The sequence below is a fragment of the Mariniblastus fucicola genome, assembly GCF_008087665.1.
In the GTDB taxonomy this organism is placed as follows: Bacteria; Planctomycetota; Planctomycetia; order Pirellulales; family Pirellulaceae; genus Mariniblastus; species Mariniblastus fucicola.
In genome coordinates this window covers 2,245,997-2,265,470 of sequence record NZ_CP042912.1, presented here as the reverse complement: position 1 = coordinate 2,265,470, position 19,474 = coordinate 2,245,997, and the positions used below count along the sequence as shown (strand labels likewise).

Below are 19,474 nucleotides of genomic sequence, written 5' to 3'. Positions count from 1 at the left end.
AGGAGTATGCCATGGCGTCAAGTTATGCCAAACAAACTTTCAGTTTCATCTGCATGGCCATCGCGGCATTGCTGATCGTTCCTTCGTCGTCATTCGGCCAGGATAATAATGGCGGCGGCGGCGATGGCGGCGACACAAACAACAACACGACCGTTTCATTCGGTGTTGTCGGCGGTGTGATGGTTGACGCTGCTGGCGTTGTCCGTGGAGAGCAAAAATCGCTCCCGACCGCAGAGCGTGCTCGGATCCAAAAAGCACTCGCTGGCGTCGAATCCGACATCAACGATTCAACCGAACTTCGCATGATCTCGTTGCGTGGCCTGGAAAAAGCCATCGCCTCTTCGATCGAATCGGGAACCAAGCTTCCTGCTGATGTTCAATACATGGCCGGTCTGCAGCGTATCGAATACATCGTTGCCGACACAGAGAACAACGACCTGATCCTCGCTGGTCCCGGCGAAGGCTTTGAAGTTAACGAAGACGGAAACGTCGTCGGCGTGACTTCACGGATGCCTGTGCTTCACTTGCAAGACTTCATGGTTGCGATGCGAAGCGTTGACGCTGCTCGACAGGGTCAGGGCGTTTCGGTTTCCATCGATCCAACCGCGGAAGGCGTCCAACGCGTTAGCCAAGTTTACGCTCGTATGAATCAGCAGCGAGTCCAACACGTTAGCAAAGCTTTGGCTAACGAAATCGAACAGGCTTACGGCGACCAGCAAGTCACATTGACTGGCGTTCCTCGCAACAGCCACTTCTCTCGCGTATTGCTAACCGCAGATTACAAGATGAAGCGTCTGGCGATGGGATTGGATGAATCTCCTCTGCGACAGCTTCCTTCGATGATGTCGATCATTGCTCGCAAGCGAATCAATCTCAAGCACGCTGCTCCGCGGATGTGGATCGAGTGCGACTACGAGCCTGTCGCCAAATCAAGCGATGACAACATCTGGCACATCTCTGGCAAAGGAGTCCGCGTCAAAACCGAAAACGAACTGGCTGATTCGATGGGCAACCGTCGCTCAAGCGGCAAGAAATTCAAGGTTGCCGAGGACTGGGCCGACACGATGACCAAGCACTACGATGCGTTGTCGGCGGAAGTTCCTGTCTTTCGTGACTTGCGAAATGTGATGGACATGTCAGTAATCGCTGCGATCATTCGCAACGAAGATCTGGCATCAAAAGTAGGTTTGACCATCCCGATGATCGGTGGCGAACTGAAAACTCCGACCTACCCGGTTCCGGAAAAGATTCCTTCGCAAGTCAGCGTTGCGAATTCGTACGCGGTTCAGGTTTCTGGCGGCGTCCTGTTGAACTCTTGGGGAATCGCCCAGAACACAATCATCAAAGATGACATCACCCAAGTAGCCACTGTCGCCAAAGTCGCGACGGCGGATCGCTGGTGGTGGAACTCGAAGAAGTAAGCTTCTTCCGAGAACATCAAAGCCCGTTGCAGCAACCCTGCAGCGGGCTTTTTTTATGCGATAGAATGAGTGCAATCACGGCGCGGACTATCCCGCGTTAAACCGGTGCTCGGGAGAATGAAGTGACCACTATTCGATTTCGCCCAACTTTCAACCTCGTCAGCGAACGGCAACGCGGCGAACTGGAACAGCGTTTACGCTCAGCCGTTGCGGACCATGACGACGTCAGCGGGCAATTCAAAGACGGACATGCCTCGATTTCGATTGTCGATTCGAAACGCCACTTTTGGTCGCCCTGGTTGAATCTGGAGCTGAGGGAAATTGATGACCAAAACCATCTGTTTGGTCGCTTCAGCCCACACCCCAGCATCTGGACGGCGATCATGTTTTCCTACCTCGCCGTCGGAGTTCTTACGTTCTTCTCCGCCATTGTCGGTTGGTCTCAACAGCTCGCAGGCGAGCGCCCGTTCGGGTACTACCTGATTCCCGTGTGGATTCTGATTGCCGTTGGACTGTGGCTGGTTTCGCAGGTGGGTCAGCAACTCGCGCTTCGAGAAATGCAGATGATGAAACAGATGATTCTGGATTCACTGGAATGAGTCACTTGTCGAAATGGACGCTCCACACGAAAATTGGAGCATGACCATGCGATTACCTATCGTCGACAACTTTGACCGCACACATCGCAATTTGCGGATCAGTGTGACGGACCGCTGCAACATTCGCTGCGTCTATTGCATGCCCGAAGAGGTCACGTTTCTGCCGTCGAGCGAGATTCTTTCGTTTGAAGAAATCGAACGTGTGGTGCGACTGATGGTTCAAATGGGAATCAATCGAGTCAGACTCACGGGAGGCGAACCGCTTGTTAGGCGTGAACTGTGGCGGCTGGTTGAGTCGCTCAAGTCCATCGATGGGCTGGACGACATCGCGATGACCACCAACGGCATCTTGCTGGAGAAACACGCCGCGGATTTGAAACGTGCGGGGCTGGATCGGCTCAACATCAGCCTCGACACGCTTGATCGCGAACAGTTCAAATCGCTGACCCGCCGTGATGAACTGGATCGGGCGCTGGCTGGAATTGCCGCAGCGAAAGACGCGGGATTTGAGAACACTCGCATCAACGCCGTTTCCATGGCCGGAATCACAGAACAGGAGATCGTGCCGTTGGCGAGGTTCTGTCGCCAGCATGATCTTGAGCTGCGGTTCATCGAGTTCATGCCACTCGATGGAGATCAGAATTGGCAGACCGGTAAAGTGCTGAAAGGGGAAGACATTCGCGCTACGATTGAATCGGAAGTCGCCTCGATCAGGCCTGCGACGCGGAACTATCAAGCGCAGCCGGCGATCAATTGGGACTACGTTGATGGCCAAGGAAGCATCGGATTCATTGACCCTGTATCCAGTCCCTTCTGCAGCAGCTGCGATCGTTTGCGACTGACCGCAGAAGGGAAGCTCAGGAATTGCCTGTTTTCGACGATTGAATGGGATGTTCGCAACGCAATTCGCAGCGGCAAGACCGACGACGAGATCGATTCGCTGGTGCGAGAATGCGTCGCGGCCAAGAAAGCCGGCCACGGCATCGACTCGAGTGAGTTCGAGCGTCCGGATCGGGCCATGTATCAAATCGGTGGTTAGAAAGTACTCATGAACTGGCGATTTATTTTAACCATCCTTTACGGCCTGTTCATGATCTGGACGGGTTTGCTTCGCAGCATCGAAGCTCAGGCTTTCAAGCCGAATGCGTTCTACTTTTGCCTGGTCGTTGGGTTACTTTCAGTCGTCGGCGGATTTTTGTTTCGGGCGCAACGTCGTTGGATGGCGACCATCGTGACCCTCGTGGCTTCAGGAATCGCGTTGACGTTTTATCTTTCCTGTTTCATTGGCCAGCCAGAGAAGGATGCCTCCGTTCGCGTCGCATTGGCGATTGTCGCATCGCTCGGACAGCTGTGCGTTACTTTGACTGCTGCGGTCCCGGCAAAGGAACCTTCTGTGCGTGAAAACACGAGCAATTGACCATCGTTAAATCGAATTCTCACTGGACAATTGGTGCCGCGAATTGGCCGGGAATCCAGGTTTTTTGCGAACCGAAGGTGCGTTTGCCCCGTCATCAATAGCTACAAGAAAATAGAACAAGCATTGAGTAGAAAAAGATGGCGAAGCTAAATCAGATTGTCGCGGTTGTCAGCGGCAAGAAAACACAGGCGCAGAAAGCGATCACGGAAGTTTACAAGCTGCTGCAAAAGTCAGCTCTCTTCGAAGGCATCTCGCGCCGATACACGCCAAGCGACGAAGACGGTGAAACGCAGCCTACCGAAAAGAAAAACGTTCAGTACAAATCACGGCAGGCTCTGGCCGATGCACGCTCTGCTTTGAACGACCTGTTCGACGTGACCGCGACACAAGATTGGGGAAACTGCCAGGCGAAGGCTGATGTCAAAGTGGACGACGCGGTGATTCTGAAACAGGTTCCAGTAACGTGGCTGTTGTTTCTGGAAAAACAGCTGACGGATCTGCACGCATTTGTCAAAGAAATCCCGGTGCTCGATCCGGCAGATTCGTGGACGTGGGACGAAAACGCGGACTGCTACGCGACAGAACCGACGGTGAGTAACCGAACGAAGAAAGTTCCGCGCAGCCACATCCTGTACGAAGCGACTGAAAAACACCCGGCTCAGGTCGAGATGTATCACGAGGACGTGAAGGTTGGCGAATGGCGAACCGTAAAGTTTTCCAGTGCTCTCGCGGCACAGGAGAAGAACGAAATCACTGAACGCCTTCGTCGGCTTCAGGAAGGCGTCAAGTTCGCTCGCGAAGAAGCAAACTCGATGGAAGTGGACAGCGTCACAATTGGAAACAAGGTCTTTGACTTTGTGTTTGGAGCCCAGTCTTAGCTTTAGTCTTAAACTAAACCCGCGACACAGTGCAGGTTCGAGTCCTGCTCCCGACACTTTTCAACATTGAACCATGTCGGGATAGCCCAATTGGCAGAGGCATCGCATCAAGTTCAGATTATTGCTCCAGATTGACTTCGCACCGTCACTCGTTGAATCAAAGACCAGACACGATAACTGATGAAGTACGGGTTCGACTCCCGTTCCCCGCTCTTGCAGAAGAGTCACCATTTTTTGCGGGGATGGCTTAATGGCAGAGCGCTCAGGCTTAGATTGATGTCTGGTTTAAACGGAAAAAGTAAACGAGTCGCCTTAGCGCCAGTGCAAACCGCCCCCGACTTTCGGGTATGAAGTCGGGGGTTCTTTTTTGCGCTAACCGATCAAACAGATTGCGACCTTGGCTCCATAAAACTCCTACCTCGCGCTGCATTTTCACCAGCGAGAACCTATCGAGAACAAACCAAAAACAGTCATGATACAACTCAACCAAAAGATGATTCGAGCAACACTGACGCTCAGTCGTGGATAGATAACGCCGCAGAGTCTGCTGTCTGCGAAGAGGTTTGCGGATGAAATACTGACAGCAAAAACAATGAAAGTGGCAACGAATCCAACGTCGTAAAATCGAACCGTCATTGCGACGAACACGGTAACGATTGAGACAATGACCATCATTGAAAGCAAGGAAATCGATCGCGTGTGATCACCGTACGGAAAAGTGAATCTTGCGACGTAAAAACAGATCGTGATATGCAAGACGATAATTGGAGTTGCAAGAAGCGGCACGACCCAGCCCAAAACGTAGACTGCCCAAACAGGAACAAGCCACATCATTTCCCCCGTGTGCATGTAAAGTGGGAAGACAGGGACAAAAAGTGTCAAAACAATCAACGAAAAGAACGCCATCCAAAACGGTCCGTGCGCATCAGCAATCACACCGGGAACCGCATCGGTAAACGACGGAACCAATGGGCCGGCTTCCGTGCGTTGCTCGTTCTTTGATTCCAATTCGCTTGCTGGCTCGTCCATAAACTCATCGTACAAGATTTCACCAGCGCATGAAAAAAGCCGGACAGCCTAACGGCAATCCAGCTTCATTCTGATTTCGACTTCGTTTATTTACGACGCTCTTTCAGGCGAACAGCCTTACCGATACGATCGCGGAGGAAGTACAATTTCGCACGACGAGTAACCGACGAACGCTTGACTTCGACTTTTTCGATGCGAGGCGAGTGGACCGGGAACTTACGCTCAACGCCCTGTCCGGCGACAATGCGGCGAACGATGAACATCTCGTTAACGCCAGAACCACTACGGCCGATAACGGTGCCGGTGAAAACCTGAGTACGCTTTTTCTCGCCTTCAAGAATCAGGCAGTGGACGTCAACGGTGTCGCCGATTTCGAACTCAGGAGGATTCTCCTTCATGCTCTGCTTGTCAACAAGTTCCATGATTTTGTGAGTCATCGTATTGTCCTCGAAATCGGTTCGACCGGCGGTCGTTAAAATGTTGTAATGATGTTTCGTAATGACGACACTGGTCGCCGAAATGTTCTACTCAAGCAAATCGCTTCGCTTCTGTTTTGTATTCTCAAGGCTCTTGGCTTTCCGCCACGCCTCGATGGCTCCATGATCGCCGCTTAACAGGACCTCAGGGACATCATGCCCTTCAAACGTTCGAGGTCGCGTGTATTGCGGATACTCAAGGATCCGGTTGCCGCGGGAAAAGGAATCATCCCAACTGCTCAAGTCGTCTCCCAGAACTCCGGGAACAAGTCGAACAAGCGAGTCAACCAAAACCATCGAAGCAACTTCGCCGCCGTTAAGCACGTAGTCACCGATGGAAATTTCCATTGGCTGAAGAATGTCGATCACCCTTTGATCGAATCCTTCGTATCGCCCGCAAAGGACGATGAACCGTTTGTGGTCCGACGCAAGGTCTTCACACAGCGGCTGATTCAGGCGTTTTCCTTGCGGAGTCGTCAGGATCACCAATCCGGGTTCCTCTGACATTGCCTGAACGTCGCGAACGCAGTTAACCACCGGTTCGACCATCAAGATCATTCCCGGCCCGCCACCGAAAGGTCGATCGTCAACTTTGTGGTGACGATCTTTTGTCCAGTCACGAATATTGTGAACGTGGACGGAGACCTGCTCGCGTTCGATGGCTTTGCTCAAAATGCTTTGACTCATGTAGCCCGAAAACATCTCGGGAAATAAAGTCAGAACATCGAAACGCATGTACTATTCGGCCTTCTTCTCTTCAGTAGCTGCCTCGGCTGGTTTATCCTCAGCCGCTGGAGCTTCTGCTTTGGCTTCTTCAGCCGCTGGAGCAGCGTCGTCTGTTTTGGCCTCTTCGCCTTCTGCCTTCGGAGCGTCAGCAGTTGCTTCGCCTTCCGCCGGTGCCGGATCTTCTGATGGCTTGGTTACGTCAGGCATTTTGACGCTGGACGCAGCCGCACGAGCCGACTCAATCGCAGACGCACGACGATCGCCAAGACGACCAATCGCTTCGGCTTGAGCTTCAAGGTGTGAGCCTTCGGCACCGTATTTCTTGATCAGCGTGCCGACCTTGGGAGACGGTTGCGCTCCAACGCCAAGCCAATACGAGATTCGCTCGCCATTGAGAATGGCACGGGCATCCGTTTCCGGAACCATTGGATCGTACGTTCCAAGTTCTTCGATGACGCGACCGTCACGGGGAGAACGAACATCCATGGCACAGACACGGAAAAACGGACGATGCGAGCGTCCCATCTTTTTCAGGCGGATTTTGACTGCCACTTTCGGTTTCCTTCGATGTCTTGGCGCTGAAAATCAGCAAAAATGTGTATTTGAATCGTTTTGGCCGCTATTTCAGCGGCATCAGCCAAATGCACTTGGATCGAGCCAGTTTGCACTCTTAACGCGACCGGTACAGAAAGCCCGGTTTTTGCGGGGCGAAATGAATTCCAGCCCCAAATTCGGCCAATTTAAGCCACGTATCGTAACGATATATTCGGCATTCGAGAAGCGCTAAACCGCATCTTCTCCGGGCTTTTTCTTCTTATTCTTCTTGTCCCGCTTCATCTGCTTGCGAAGTTTCTCAAGCTCTTTCTTCCGTTTCTTTTGCTGTTTTGGACTCAACCTCGAACCCGTGCTTTTCTTGCTGCCCGGAAGCCGACGCTGTGCAGGGTCCATCATGGCCTGCTGAACTTCCTGCATCTTCTGCATTCGGTCCCCGGCGCCCATGCCCGCCATTCCGGTCATCATGCCCTTCATCATGTCGTATTGCTTGAGAAGCTCGTTGACTTGCTGAGCCCCTGATCCGGCACCCGACGCAATCCGCTGGCGTCGCCGAGCATCGACGATCGAAGGATCTTTTCGCTCCGCCGCAGTCATGCTGTCGATGATCCCGACCATTTTCTTGATCTGGCCGGCTTGTTCCTCCTGATTGACCTGAGCCATCATGTCTTTCATCTGGCCCATGCCTGGCAGCATGCCCATCATTTTCATCATCAAGCCAGGTTTGGCGATCTTCTGCATGTGGTTGCGGAAGTCGTCCATCGTGAACTGGCCCTTCTCCAGCGACTCCTGCATCCGCTTCTGTTCGTCTTCGTCGACCAGCTTGCTGGCTTCCTCGAACAAGCCGACGACATCACCCTGCCCCAGAATTCGGCCGGCCATGCCTTCAGGACGAAAGAACTCCAGATCATCGAGGTGCTCGCCAACACCGATGAAGCGGATCGGCACGCCCGTGACATGTTTGACCGACAGCAAAGCACCACCGCGGGTGTCACCGTCGAGCTTCGTCATCACGACACCGTTGAGTTCGAGGGCTTCATGGAAAGCACCTGCACTGCGAACCGCATCCTGACCGGTCATACCGTCGACGACGAGGAAAACGTGGTCTGGCTGCACATCGCGGTCGATCGTTTTCAGCTGCTCCATCAGCTCTTCGTCGATCGCCAAGCGGCCGGCGGTATCGAGAATTACGACCTGACAGCCATCAGCTTTCGCTTTCGCAACGGCGTCCCGGCAGACCTGAACGGGATCTTTGTTGTCGCGATCGGAATAGACTTCGACGCCAACCTGCTCGCCAATCACGTGTAGCTGGTCGATCGCCGCGGGACGTTGCAAGTCAGCCGCGACAAGCATCGGTTTGACTTTCTGCCGCATCAGCAGCTTGGCCAGTTTTCCACACGTCGTTGTTTTACCGGCACCTTGAAGGCCGCACATCATGATGATGTTGATGTCTTTGCTGAGGTTGAGCCCGTCTTCGACCGGGCCCAGCAGGTTGATCAGTTCCTGGTTGACCAGCCCGATGAATTGTTCGGATGGCTCGAGAGCCAACATGACTTTTTCACCAAGCGCTTCCTTGGTGATGCCGTGCATGAACTCTTTGACGACGTCGTAGCTGACATCGGCCTCCAGCAGCGACTGTTCGACCATTTTCAGGCCTTCGCGCATATTGGCTTCGGTCAGCTTGCCTTTGCCGCGGAGGGTTTTGAAGGCACCTTTGAGGTTGTCTTGTAGTGAATCAAACATGGATCAACTTTTTCCTTTTTCAGCTTTATCGCAGTCGAAGTCTACATTTCGATTCAAATGGCGACCAGTGGCGGATTGGTCAGAATTGTCGCCATTTTCCGGTTGGATGCCGTGTCATAAAAGTTGATATGCGAGTGAGTTGCACTTAAGATCGGAGATACCACTTTCAAGATCGAACCCACCATTCGCCTCGGAGATCATTGGATGCTCAACTGCCGCCCGCCAATCGCTGCCGGGATGATGCTGCTCGTTTGCGTGTTCAGTGTCTTTAATTCAACCGCCTCGGCTCAGCCCGCAGACGTTAGCGTCAATTTTTTCCAGCAGTCTTTGGGCGATGGGAACGTCAGCTATGGGGTGGATATTCAGAGCACCGGCATCTTTTTCGGATTTGCCGGCAACATGGGAAGCGTTGAATCTCCCGATGGAACGGAGTTCACTCTGTTTAACCGCGGCCTCGACGGGCTGGATTTTCAGACGCTTGGCAATCGTTTCTTTGGCGACTGGACGGTTTTCGAAGCCACTAGCAGCGGCGACGCAGTTCACTCGTTTACTTTGAGCTCGTTTGATCTTGATGACGTGTTTAACGAGATCCCAACGTTTACCGGACCGGTTGCTTCTGGTGAAAGCGGAAATATCGGGACAGAGTTCAACCTGACGTGGGAGTATGCGTCGGGAGCGACTCCCAGCGGGCAAACGGTTCGAGCCGGAGGTTCTGGAGGCCGGGCAACGTTCGGCCAATTTGGCACCAATACGGTTCCAGTATCTGTTGAGCTGGACGAAGGCGTGTCCTCGGCGACGATCACGTTCCGGGCTGGCGGATTTGAGTTTGTGGACGGCATCGTTTCGGACGTCGAACTGGTTAGCGGCAACGGAAGCGACCTGACTGCGAACGCATCGTTTTCGACTTTGGCGGAACCGATTCAGCTAACGATCACTGCCGTGCCTGAGCCAGGTTCTGCTTTGATTGCTTGCCTCGGTTTGCTCGTTTGTGCTCCAGGCTATCGCCGCCGAAACCTCGCCTGAGCAATCCACGCACAATCGGCGATTCCGGAAGCATCGCGGCGAGACATTGGTCTGTCGGACAACGCATGGCCAGATCGTGGCGTATCGATTCTGCATGGGTTTTGTTACCATACCGGTCGATTTTCACGCCAAAATGCTTTCTTTACCTCTCGACGATCAATGCTCGACCGCAAATTCATTTTCGAAAACATCGACGCTGTCAAAGAAAACTGCGTCAACCGAAACCTCGACATCAATCTGGACTCATTCGTCGAACTGGAAACGAGTCGACGAGCGAAATTGCAGGAAGCTGAAGAGCTGAACAAGAAGTCGAACGATGCGTCGAAACTGATCGGCAAAGCCAAGGACGATGCCGAGCGGGAGTCGCTCAAGGAAGAAGCCCGCACGCTTCGCGAACAAAAGCACACGGCTCAGGAAGAGCACGATCGGCTCGACGCGGAAGTGCTGGAGATCCAGAAGTTTGTGCCCAACATGGCGCATCCGGACGCGCCGATTGGGAAAGACGACAAAGCCAACCTGAAGATCTCCGATGGCAAGACGGTGCCTCGTGAGTTTGATTTCGACGTCATGGACCATTTGGATTTGGGCCAGCATCATGACTGGATTGATTTCGAAGGCGGAGCACGAACGACCGGAGCAGGGTTTTACTTTCTCAAGGGCGATCTGGTTTTGCTCGATTTGGCGCTGCAGCAGTTCGCGGTCAACGAGTTGGTCAAACGTGGCTTCACGCCAACGGTCACGCCTGACCTTGCGCGAGACAGCGTGCTTGAGGGGATCGGCTTCAACCCTCGCGGCCCGGAAACGCAGATCTACAGCATCGACGGGATGGACGTGTCGCTGATCGGAACCTCCGAGATCACGCTTGGCGGACTTTACTCGGGCGTCACAATCGCGGAAGAAGATTTGCCTATCAAACTTTGTGGCATCAGTCATTGCTACCGCACCGAAGCGGGTGCTGCTGGCCGAGCCTCACGCGGCCTTTATCGCGTGCATCAGTTTACAAAAATCGAAATGTTCGCGTTCACGCTGCCGGAAGAAAGCGATGCCTTTCATGAGGACCTTCGCCAGATCGAATGCGATTTGTTCGATGCGATTGAGGTTCCCTATCGAGTCGTCGACACGGCAACGGGTGACCTTGGCGGACCGGCGTATCGAAAGTACGACCTTGAGGCGTGGATGCCTGGCCGCGGTGAGGCGGGTGAGTACGGAGAGGTGACTTCGACTTCAAACTGTACGGACTATCAGTCACGTCGGCTCAACATTCGCTACAAGAAGAAGGATGTGAAAGGCACGAAGTTTGTGCATACGCTCAACGGGACCGCGTTTGCATTGAGTCGGGCTTTGATTTCGATTTTGGAGAATCACCAAAACGCTGACAAGAGCGTGACGATTCCTGAAGTGCTGCGGCCCTTCATGGGCGGACGCGAGAAGATCGGGTAGTTGATGGTGGCATAGGCTTCCAGCCTGTGGACGCGCTGAGCAATACACCAATGCGACTGGAAGCCGCAACGACGAGGACGATGCAATGCAAGTACGAGACGACATGCAATCACAGGCTGGAAGCCTATGCCACCGGCTCTAAACCAGCGAATCGTCCCAGCATTGCTCTGCGCCGTTTCTGTTGCCGCTTGCTTTCTCTATGCAGCAACACGCTCCAACCTTCCGCAGTGGTGGAGCTCGCACGGCGGAGGCATCCCGTACGTGCTGTTTTTCATCTTCCTTGCCTACACGATCTTCCCGAACCCAAAATGGATAGTTCGCATTTGCGCGATCGTCGTCTTGGCGACTTGCGGGCTGGAAGTTCTACAGCTGTGGAACCCGGAACCGCTGGCGGCGTTTAGGCGAACGAAGTTCGGAGCAGCTTTGCTGGGCTCGACTTTTGTCTGGGGTGATTTTCCACCGTATTTCATCGGTGGCGCGATTGGCTATGGCGTTTTGAAGCTCGCGTTGGCATTGGACCGGCGAAGGCTGGAGACCACCGTCGAACGGTGAAAGGTGGCATAGGCTTCCAGCCTGTGGACATGGTGGACGAAATCGATTGCTGCGGCTGGAAGCCGCAACCACGAACAGATGCCAAGCGGGAACGAGGTTGCCGATACGGTGCAATACAATCACAGGCTGGAAGCTTATGCCACCTCTGGCCTCGTCAACGCCACCGCTGCCCTACTTGTACCCGTCAGGATTCTGAGACTGCCACTTCCACCCATCGGCACACATTTCTTCAATCCCATTCTCAGCTTTCCACCCAAGCTCTGACTCGGCCTTTGCAGGATCGGCATAACATGCTGCGATATCGCCGGGTCGACGATCGACAACTTTGTAAGGAATCGGTTTGCCAGCCGCTTTCTCGAAAGCCTTCACAATCTCAAGAACGCTGTATCCATTTCCGGTTCCCAGATTGAACACCACCACGCCCGGATCTTTCTCCAGCACGTCGATCGCTTTCAAGTGACCTTTGGCCAGATCGACGACGTGAATGTAGTCGCGAACGCCGGTACCGTCTTTGGTTTCATAGTCGCCACCAAAGACGCTCAGCTCATCTCGCTTGCCGACCGCGACTTGCGAAACGAAAGGCAGCAAGTTGTTTGGAATCCCGTTCGGATCTTCGCCAATCTCACCGGAAGCATGAGCACCGACCGGGTTGAAGTACCGCAGCAACGCGACGTTGACTTTCGGATTCGCAGCCTGCCAGTCACGCAGCACGTACTCCATCATCAGCTTGCTACGCCCGTACGGATTGGTGACTTCATGGATCGGCGTGTCCGAGTCCTCGGTCAGAGGCAACGATTTCGGAATGCCATAAACCGTGGCGCTGGAACTGAAAACGAAATTCTTGATCCCGGCTTCACCGATCGCCTCCAGCAGATTCGTCGTGCCAGTGATGTTGTTGCGATAGTACAGCAATGGTTTGGCAACACTTTCGCCGACAGCTTTCAGTGCAGCGAAGTGTATCACGGCATCGAACTTCTTCGACGCCACGACTTTCCGCAATCCGTCGATATCCAGCAGGTCTACTTTCTGAAAGTCCAGCGTCTTGCCGGTTAGCTTCTGCACACGCTGCAGCGATTCTTCCGAGCTGTTACACAGGTTGTCGATCGCAGTGACTGCGAAACCGGCCTCAAGAAGTTCCAGACAAGTGTGACTTCCGATGTAGCCGGCGCCGCCAGTGACAAGAATATTTTTCATCGTATGCAGTTGTCCAGGAATGGGATGTTTAGTTGATTTTGTTGGTGGGATTACTCTGACGCGGATTCGACTTCCGTGAGCCAGTTGTCGATTCGCTGCCAGTAGCCTTGCGGAAATCCGTCGTTGTGCCCGATGCCGGGTAGCCGGACGAATCTGCTGAGTTCATGGGAAGTTTTCTCATGGATCTTTTCGCCGAAGCGAATGGGCACGATTGTGTCAGCTTCGCCATGAGACTGAAACAGCGGTCCGGTGTAGTGTTCGATCGCGGCTGCAGAATTGAAATCGTTCTGCATCAGCCAGCGAACTGGAATCCAGAAATACTTGGACGCGGCGACATCGGGCAACGAGCTAAACGTCCGTTGCAGGATCAGCGCTTTGCAACCTCGTGTCGAAGCGAGATGCGTGGCGACGGCTCCTCCAAGCGACTGCCCGATCAGGATCACTTCCGAGGGCTTGATCTGGAAACGATCGCAGAAAACATCCAATGCGCGTTCAGCGTCGAGCTTGATGCCGGCTTCATTGGGCGAGCCTTCGCTTTTTCCATAGCCGCGATAGTCGAACACCATCACGTTGCCACCGAGGTTATGTATGACCTCAAGACCATGATGACCACAGGCGTGTGATAAATTCTCGCCGTTGCCATGGCAGTAGAGCACGTGTCGCGGAATCTCTCGATCTTCTGTCGGCTGCATCAGCCACGCATGAATTTTGACGCCGTCAGCAGAGCTAAATTCGATATCTTCGTGAGCAAAATCGGGCTGCCAGTTTCCGGCTGGAAATTTCGGAGCCGGATAGATCATCTGGTTTTCCATCAGAACCAGCGCGACCACGATGATCAGATAGGCAATACTGACCGTCATCAGAAACTTTTTCAGGGCTTTCATCAGCCGATTCCGAAAGCTGGGCTTGGGATCACGGTTCGATTTCGGGTTGTAGGCAGTTTCGCTCATCACGATTATTCTATAGCACACAGAATTGCGTCGGCGACCGTCAAAACTAATCAGGAAGTGAACTCTTGGACAATCAGGCACTCATCGAAAAAATCCGTGAACTGGCACCTTGGCATCATGACATCGAGCTAAATGACGAAGTCCACACGGGGAAAGTTTTTTCTCCGACGGGAACGCTTCCGAAACAGGACAACGATGGCGTGACGCTGATTTCGCCGCGCGTTCAGTTTACGAACCTGGTCAAAGGCTGCTATCCGGATTCAATGCTGGAAGGAAAGTCGTTTCTGGATTGTGCCTGCAACGGTGGAGCGTACTGTTTTCTCGCGCGTGAGTTTGGTGCGAACCAGGTCGTTGGGTTCGACGTTCGGGAGCACTGGATCAAGCAGGCGAAGTTTGCTCAGGAGCATCGCAAAACTGCTCCGGTCGACAACATTCGTTTCGATGTGATGGACCTGTACGATACGCCAAAACAGAACTTGCCCAAGTTCGACTTCACGTACTTCAGCGGCATTTTTTATCATTTGCCCGATCCGATAACCGGGCTGAAGATTGCTGCCGACCTGACGAAGGATGTCATTTTTGTCAGTACGGCTGGAGTGAACGTTCCTGAGAATCCGACTGGCATGTCGATGTCGCGCGAAAGCACGACCCGAGTCATGTCGGGCGTTTACGAGATGTCATGGTTTCCCAATGGTCCCGAGTGCATTCAGGCGCTGCTGAATTGGCTGGGCTTCAAAGAAGTAAAACTGGTTCGTCTGGTCGAAAACCCCAACAACCGGATCCGGATGAGCATTGTTGCGGCCCGTGAAGAAGGACGCCTGGAACATGCTCCAGGTGAGCTGATGCCAGAAGTCAAAATCACGACGAACCGCAAGAAATCGTAGCGTTATTCCCGTAGCGTCATTCTAACACGGAAGCCTGTCGCGCCAGTTTTACGAATTCGCTGCGATACCCGTTGCGATCTTCGCCCAGGCTTTCGTTCGCGGCGTTGACCACCCATTCCCAGTCGACGTCGCCCTTGAATTTTGAGTCACGCAACAGCATCCCATAGGCCGCGACGCTTGCCGCAAACTGAAAGTCTCCGCTGGGGATGGCGACGGGCTCAGAAACGCTTCGATCCAGAGCGACACTAAACGTCTGACTCTCGGACTCGTCCGGAAGTTTGTATCGCAAGTTCACTTTCAAAACAGTATCCGAATTGGCAGCATCGGGCTTTAGCGAAGATTCCACGAACTCGGATTCCGCATCCTTGCGAGCCAAAGATTTTCCGCCCGGAGGCACGATTTCGTACAGCGCGGTCACGGTGTGGCCGGCACCAATCTCTCCGGCGTCTTTCTTGTCGTCGGCAAAGTCTTCGTTTTCCAACATCCGGTTTTCGTATCCGATCAAACGATAGTTGCTGACTCTGGCGGGATTGAAATCCACCTGAATTTTGACGTCCTTGGCGATCGTGATCAGCGTTCCATTGATCTGTTCAACGAGCGCCTTGCGAGCCTCAAGTTGCGAATCGATGTAGGCGTAGTTTCCATTTCCACGATCGGCAAGCGATTCCATCGTGTCGTCTTTCAGATTCCCGGTCCCAAACCCAAGCACGCTTAACGAAATCCCGGAACGGGCTTTGTCTTCAATCAGACTGACCAGTGAACTGCGATTCGTCGTGCCCACGTTGAAGTCTCCGTCGGTGCACAGGATGACGCGATTGACACCGTCTTCGATGAAGCTTTCGGCTGCGATCATGTAAGCCAAATTAATACCTTCGCCACCGTTGGTTGAGCCTCCCGCTTCGAGTCTTTCCATCGCTTCAAGAATTTCTTTGGCACTCGATGCAGGAGTCGACGGCAGTACGACGCCTGATGATCCGGCGTACACGACGATCGCGATCTGGTCGCGGCGATCGAGGTTTTCAACCAGCATTCGCATTGCCGATTTCACCAACGGAAGTTTCCGTGGAGAGTTCATCGATCCGGAAACGTCCAACAGAAAGACCAGGTTGCAATCCGGACGTTTGCTTTGCGGATACGTTTTCCCTTTTAAGGCAATTCGGACCAGTTGATTTTCTTCGTTCCACGGACACTTGCCAATGTCGGTGTGAACCGAGAACGGATGATCGCCCTGCTTCGGGCCCTGGTAGTTGTAGTCGAAATAGTTGACAAGTTCTTCGATCCGAACGGCGCCTTTTGGCGGCATGCTGCCCTCGCTGATCATACGACGGACGTTGCTGTAGGACGCTGTATCGACATCAATCGAAAACGTCGATTTGGGGTTGGTCATTGAGTCGACGAATTCGTTTTCGTCGATGATGTCGTAGGATTCCGTGTTGAACCCTTCATTTGCGACAATCCCGTCATGATTCGCAACGATTGACATCGGAGCAGCATAGCTATGATCAGACGTCGGTCGCCTGGCCGCTTCACGGACCTCGCCGTCACACCCGATCAAGACCAACGCGACAGAGGACAATCCCAACAACAGCACGAAAGAAAAAGCACGCATAACAGCTCCCTGGAATGAGTTCGAGCAAGGAGAGGTCGCACGGTCGTCGCGGGAATCCCTCTTCCCCAGAACCAATACGAGTCGGGGCTGAATAAAGTTCCATCAAGCGTCAAAAGAGTCAAAACAAATCGACTGGTCGCATAGCCAGTGCTTATCGCTGCCGTCAGGACAGGTCGTCGGACTTGAACGGCGACGGAACGCGATTCAGTTTCTTGGTTCGCGGTTTGGAGAACACGATCTTTGAGCCACTGACTCCCGTCGCAACCGGTTCATCGATGCGGATGGTCGACGCCGCGGCAACGGGTTCGCGTTTGCTGGCTCCGATCGAGTCGATATCGATCTCGCCGAGATATTTTTCTCGCACCACTTCGTGACGCACAATATCATCGGCCGATCCGCTGCACAAAATCTGCCCAGCGCTGACAACGTAAGTTCGGTCCGTAATCTGAAGAATCTCGCGCGCCGCATGGTCGGTGATCAAAATCGAAATGCCGTCTTCGGCAAGCTCGCGGATCACCACCTGAATGCTTTGAACAGTGACCGGGTCGATACCGGCGAAGGGTTCGTCGAGCATGATAATTTTTGGATCAGCAACAAGACAGCGGGCGATCTCCAGACGACGTCGCTCGCCACCGGAAAGGTTTCCTGCCTTTGATTTCCGGATGTGCGTGATCTCAAAACGCTCAAGCAATTCCTGCGAGCGTTCTTTTTGTTGCCGCCGTGAAAACCCCATCAGTTGCATCATGCCACGCAGGTTCTGCTCACAAGTCAGCTTGGCGAACACGCTGGATTTTTGCGGCAGGTACCCCATTCCGCCCTTCCGCGCCCGCAAGTACATGGGCCAACGCGTCACTTCGCTGGAACCGAGAAAAACACGACCGCGATCCGGTTTGACTTGACCGCAGATCATCCGAAACGTCGTGGTTTTGCCGGCGCCGTTGGGTCCAAGCAACCCGACGATTTCGCCAGGCATCACGTCAAGCACAACGCCGTCGACGACGCGGCGACGACCGTAGGACTTCACAAGCCCTTCGGCGACCAGGATTGGCTCTCTGTCTTCTGTCATGTGACTCTTCCGTGAATCAAATTTGTCGGATGTTCTTGCAGCCGGTTCAGGGTTCGAAACCGGCCTGCAGGTTTGCAACTCAACTAGCGAATAAATTTCATCTTGCCGAAGTTCGGAAAGAAAGGAACAGGCTCGTTTAGTGTGTGAGGCCAGTAAACATAAATGGCTCGACCGATCAACATGTCGCGCTCGACATATCGATTTGGACTGTCCCAGACTCGCGCATCCAAACTTTGAGTACTATTGTCGCCCATCGGGAAGAACTGATCTTTATCCCGATCGCTGCCCGGGCCGAATTCCAGTTTGAACATCGGTTCCGTCTGGCCTTTCTTCGCATCGAAATAGTCCAAAGCGTGTTGCTCGGACCACGATTCCGGATCCGCCATGATGCCATGGATGATCGATGGTGACAGATGCGATTCGTTGCCGTTCGACTGACCGTCTTGCTCCAGCGTCACCGACGAGTAGTAAATGTCTCGAACGACTTTGATACGGCTAACCGTCATCGACAGATTTTTGGCTCCGATGCCGGCAGGTTCAGCGTCACCCGGTTCCTGTTTCGAATACTTTGGGATCGGCATTCCGTCACGTCGGTAAGTCGACGCATCGAACTGGACCAGTGATCCGTTAACCCAAAGATGAATCTCGTCGTCGGCGTTGACCATCAACATCTGATTGCTGCCAGACGAAAGGGACGTTTCTGCGACTGGTTTGGAAACAACACCGGAGTCATTGTAAAACTCGACTCGCGGATCATCGCACTCGATCGTTGCCTTTCCGGTGGCCACGTCAAAGCGACACGTAAAGTGCACGCCGCCTTCGACAAGGTCCAGCAACAACTCGCCGCTGGACGTTTCGATTTCAGTCCAAACCTCAACGCCGATGTCTCCAACCCAATGGTTGCCGTAACCAGTCGCCACGGGTTCACCGGAAAACGACGCATTGTTGTAGGCCATGTTGTCACTAATGAGCGTGCCCGGCGGAAGCTCGTTTAACGGTTTGGCGTACTCTTCAGGAAGTCCGCCACTGAGAATTCTGCTCCACGGCGGAATGAAGTTTCGATAACGAATCCATTGTTCACTGTCTGTCGCTGACGCCGCAAAACTGTTCGAGTTCTCGTCTCGGCTCCAGGCGGAACCGCCTCTCCACTGAGCCCAGCGGCTTGGCCAATCCAACAGTTTCAACTTGCCGCTAACATATTTCGTATCGTCGACGTCGATGAGCACCTGTTTCACTTTGCGTGACGGCTTACGCGAAATCTCGCGACTCCAGCCCTGTTCATCGCTGCCGTTCATCAAATAGATGTCGCCGTTTTCGATCAGGATATTGTCACCCGGCAAACCGATCAGACGCTTGATGTAGTTTTGTTTTGCGTTGTTCGGATATTTGAAAACGATAACATCGTAACGTTCCGGTTCGTGGAAGTCGTAGATGAACTTGTTGACCAGAATTCGATCGCCGCTGTTACGTTTGTGCTCCGGATCGGTGGAACGCATCTCCGTCCGATAGTTGCAGATCGGGCAGATCGTTTTCTCAATCGCTTTCTTTCTGCTGGCTCCCGTCAGGTACCGATAGCCGCATTGGGCACAGTCGAGATCCAGGTGTTGGCCTTGCAAACTTGGAGCCATCGAACCGGTCGGAATCACGAACGCTTCGGCTTCGTAAGTTTTGAACATGAAAGCCAGCAAGATCGCGATCACGATCGACTCAATCGTTTCCCGCACGCCGGGGTTTCGAAAATAGCCGAACACTCCAAATCCGGGCTCGTCGGCGTCGATCACCTGAGTTTCAGCGATGCTTTCCCTGCGCGGCGCAGGTGAGTCTTGAACTGGAAAAGCGCGTCGCTTTTTCTTCTTGGCCATGATGAGTCTTAGAGTCGTTTCGTTGTTCCGGAGCTTGATTCCAAATTCTACCC

Annotated in this window: 19 protein-coding genes; 9 read left to right on the top strand and 10 right to left on the bottom strand. The window is 53.4% G+C overall.

Going from position 1 to position 19,474, the window contains the following annotated elements:
* Positions 1-11: 11 nt before the first annotated feature.
* The 5 genes from MFFC18_RS08315 (at position 12) to MFFC18_RS08295 (ending at position 4,315) form a co-directional block, all read left to right on the top strand.
* Complete coding sequence (locus MFFC18_RS08315) at positions 12-1,421, top strand: DUF1598 domain-containing protein (protein WP_075085553.1); 1,410 nt, start codon at positions 12-14, stop codon at positions 1,419-1,421.
* A gap of 122 nt (positions 1,422-1,543) precedes the next feature.
* On the top strand, positions 1,544-2,020 hold the full coding sequence (locus tag MFFC18_RS08310; protein ID WP_075085552.1) for a hypothetical protein: 477 nt from the start codon (positions 1,544-1,546) through the stop codon (positions 2,018-2,020).
* Between the two features lie 46 nt (positions 2,021-2,066).
* On the top strand, positions 2,067-3,059 hold the full coding sequence (gene moaA / locus MFFC18_RS08305) for a GTP 3',8-cyclase MoaA (protein ID WP_238381303.1): 993 nt from the start codon (positions 2,067-2,069) through the stop codon (positions 3,057-3,059).
* A gap of 9 nt (positions 3,060-3,068) precedes the next feature.
* Positions 3,069-3,437: a hypothetical protein gene (locus MFFC18_RS08300; protein WP_148618713.1), complete on the top strand. Its 369-nt coding sequence runs from the start codon at positions 3,069-3,071 to the stop codon at positions 3,435-3,437.
* Between the two features lie 137 nt (positions 3,438-3,574).
* Positions 3,575-4,315, top strand: coding sequence for a DUF7873 family protein (locus tag MFFC18_RS08295; RefSeq protein ID WP_075085550.1), 741 nt, complete (start codon positions 3,575-3,577; stop codon positions 4,313-4,315).
* A gap of 432 nt (positions 4,316-4,747) precedes the next feature.
* On the opposite strand, the gene MFFC18_RS08290 is transcribed toward MFFC18_RS08295, so the two are convergent.
* From MFFC18_RS08290 to ffh, 5 genes are all read right to left on the bottom strand, one after another.
* Complete coding sequence (locus MFFC18_RS08290; RefSeq protein ID WP_168211077.1) at positions 4,748-5,359, bottom strand: hypothetical protein; 612 nt, start codon at positions 5,357-5,359, stop codon at positions 4,748-4,750.
* Between the two features lie 71 nt (positions 5,360-5,430).
* On the bottom strand, positions 5,431-5,781 hold the full coding sequence (rplS, locus tag MFFC18_RS08285) for a 50S ribosomal protein L19 (RefSeq protein WP_075085548.1): 351 nt from the start codon (positions 5,779-5,781) through the stop codon (positions 5,431-5,433).
* Between the two features lie 87 nt (positions 5,782-5,868).
* Positions 5,869-6,555: a tRNA (guanosine(37)-N1)-methyltransferase TrmD gene (gene trmD, locus MFFC18_RS08280; RefSeq protein WP_075085547.1), complete on the bottom strand. Its 687-nt coding sequence runs from the start codon at positions 6,553-6,555 to the stop codon at positions 5,869-5,871.
* Between the two features lie 3 nt (positions 6,556-6,558).
* Positions 6,559-7,098: a 30S ribosomal protein S16 gene (gene rpsP / locus MFFC18_RS08275; RefSeq protein ID WP_075085546.1), complete on the bottom strand. Its 540-nt coding sequence runs from the start codon at positions 7,096-7,098 to the stop codon at positions 6,559-6,561.
* A 231-nt stretch (positions 7,099-7,329) separates the two neighbouring features.
* Complete coding sequence (gene ffh / locus MFFC18_RS08270) at positions 7,330-8,841, bottom strand: signal recognition particle protein (RefSeq protein WP_075085545.1); 1,512 nt, start codon at positions 8,839-8,841, stop codon at positions 7,330-7,332.
* A 204-nt stretch (positions 8,842-9,045) separates the two neighbouring features.
* On the opposite strand from ffh, the gene MFFC18_RS08265 reads away from it, so the two are divergent.
* The 3 genes from MFFC18_RS08265 to MFFC18_RS08255 all read left to right on the top strand — a co-directional run bounded on the left by MFFC18_RS08265 (position 9,046) and on the right by MFFC18_RS08255 (position 11,856).
* Positions 9,046-9,864 carry a hypothetical protein gene (locus MFFC18_RS08265; protein WP_075085544.1) on the top strand — a complete coding sequence of 273 codons (819 nt, stop codon included), beginning with the start codon at positions 9,046-9,048 and terminating at the stop codon, positions 9,862-9,864.
* Positions 9,865-10,023: 159 nt separating this feature from the next.
* Entirely contained in the window at positions 10,024-11,304 is a 1,281-nt protein-coding gene (serS, locus tag MFFC18_RS08260) for a serine--tRNA ligase (protein WP_075085543.1), read from the top strand.
* Between the two features lie 126 nt (positions 11,305-11,430).
* Entirely contained in the window at positions 11,431-11,856 is a 426-nt protein-coding gene (locus MFFC18_RS08255) for a ribosomal maturation YjgA family protein (RefSeq protein ID WP_075085542.1), read from the top strand.
* Between the two features lie 171 nt (positions 11,857-12,027).
* On the opposite strand, the gene galE is transcribed toward MFFC18_RS08255, so the two are convergent.
* Together galE and MFFC18_RS08245 are read right to left on the bottom strand one after the other, a co-directional pair.
* Positions 12,028-13,050, bottom strand: a complete 1,023-nt coding sequence (galE, locus tag MFFC18_RS08250; protein WP_075085541.1) for a UDP-glucose 4-epimerase GalE — start codon at positions 13,048-13,050, stop codon at positions 12,028-12,030.
* A gap of 50 nt (positions 13,051-13,100) precedes the next feature.
* Positions 13,101-14,000 carry an alpha/beta hydrolase gene (locus MFFC18_RS08245; RefSeq protein WP_075085540.1) on the bottom strand — a complete coding sequence of 300 codons (900 nt, stop codon included), beginning with the start codon at positions 13,998-14,000 and terminating at the stop codon, positions 13,101-13,103.
* A 65-nt stretch (positions 14,001-14,065) separates the two neighbouring features.
* Here MFFC18_RS08245 and MFFC18_RS08240 point away from each other — a divergent pair, with 65 nt between their 5' ends.
* Positions 14,066-14,884 carry a class I SAM-dependent methyltransferase gene (locus MFFC18_RS08240; RefSeq protein WP_075085539.1) on the top strand — a complete coding sequence of 273 codons (819 nt, stop codon included), beginning with the start codon at positions 14,066-14,068 and terminating at the stop codon, positions 14,882-14,884.
* Between the two features lie 16 nt (positions 14,885-14,900).
* On the opposite strand, the gene MFFC18_RS08235 is transcribed toward MFFC18_RS08240, so the two are convergent.
* From MFFC18_RS08235 to lepB, 3 genes are all read right to left on the bottom strand, one after another.
* Positions 14,901-16,493 carry a vWA domain-containing protein gene (locus tag MFFC18_RS08235; RefSeq protein ID WP_075085538.1) on the bottom strand — a complete coding sequence of 531 codons (1,593 nt, stop codon included), beginning with the start codon at positions 16,491-16,493 and terminating at the stop codon, positions 14,901-14,903.
* 163 nt (positions 16,494-16,656) lie between these two features.
* On the bottom strand, positions 16,657-17,559 hold the full coding sequence (lptB, locus tag MFFC18_RS08230) for an LPS export ABC transporter ATP-binding protein (protein ID WP_075085537.1): 903 nt from the start codon (positions 17,557-17,559) through the stop codon (positions 16,657-16,659).
* Between the two features lie 83 nt (positions 17,560-17,642).
* Positions 17,643-19,421, bottom strand: coding sequence for a signal peptidase I (lepB, locus tag MFFC18_RS08225; protein ID WP_075085536.1), 1,779 nt, complete (start codon positions 19,419-19,421; stop codon positions 17,643-17,645).
* Positions 19,422-19,474: the final 53 nt, after the last annotated feature.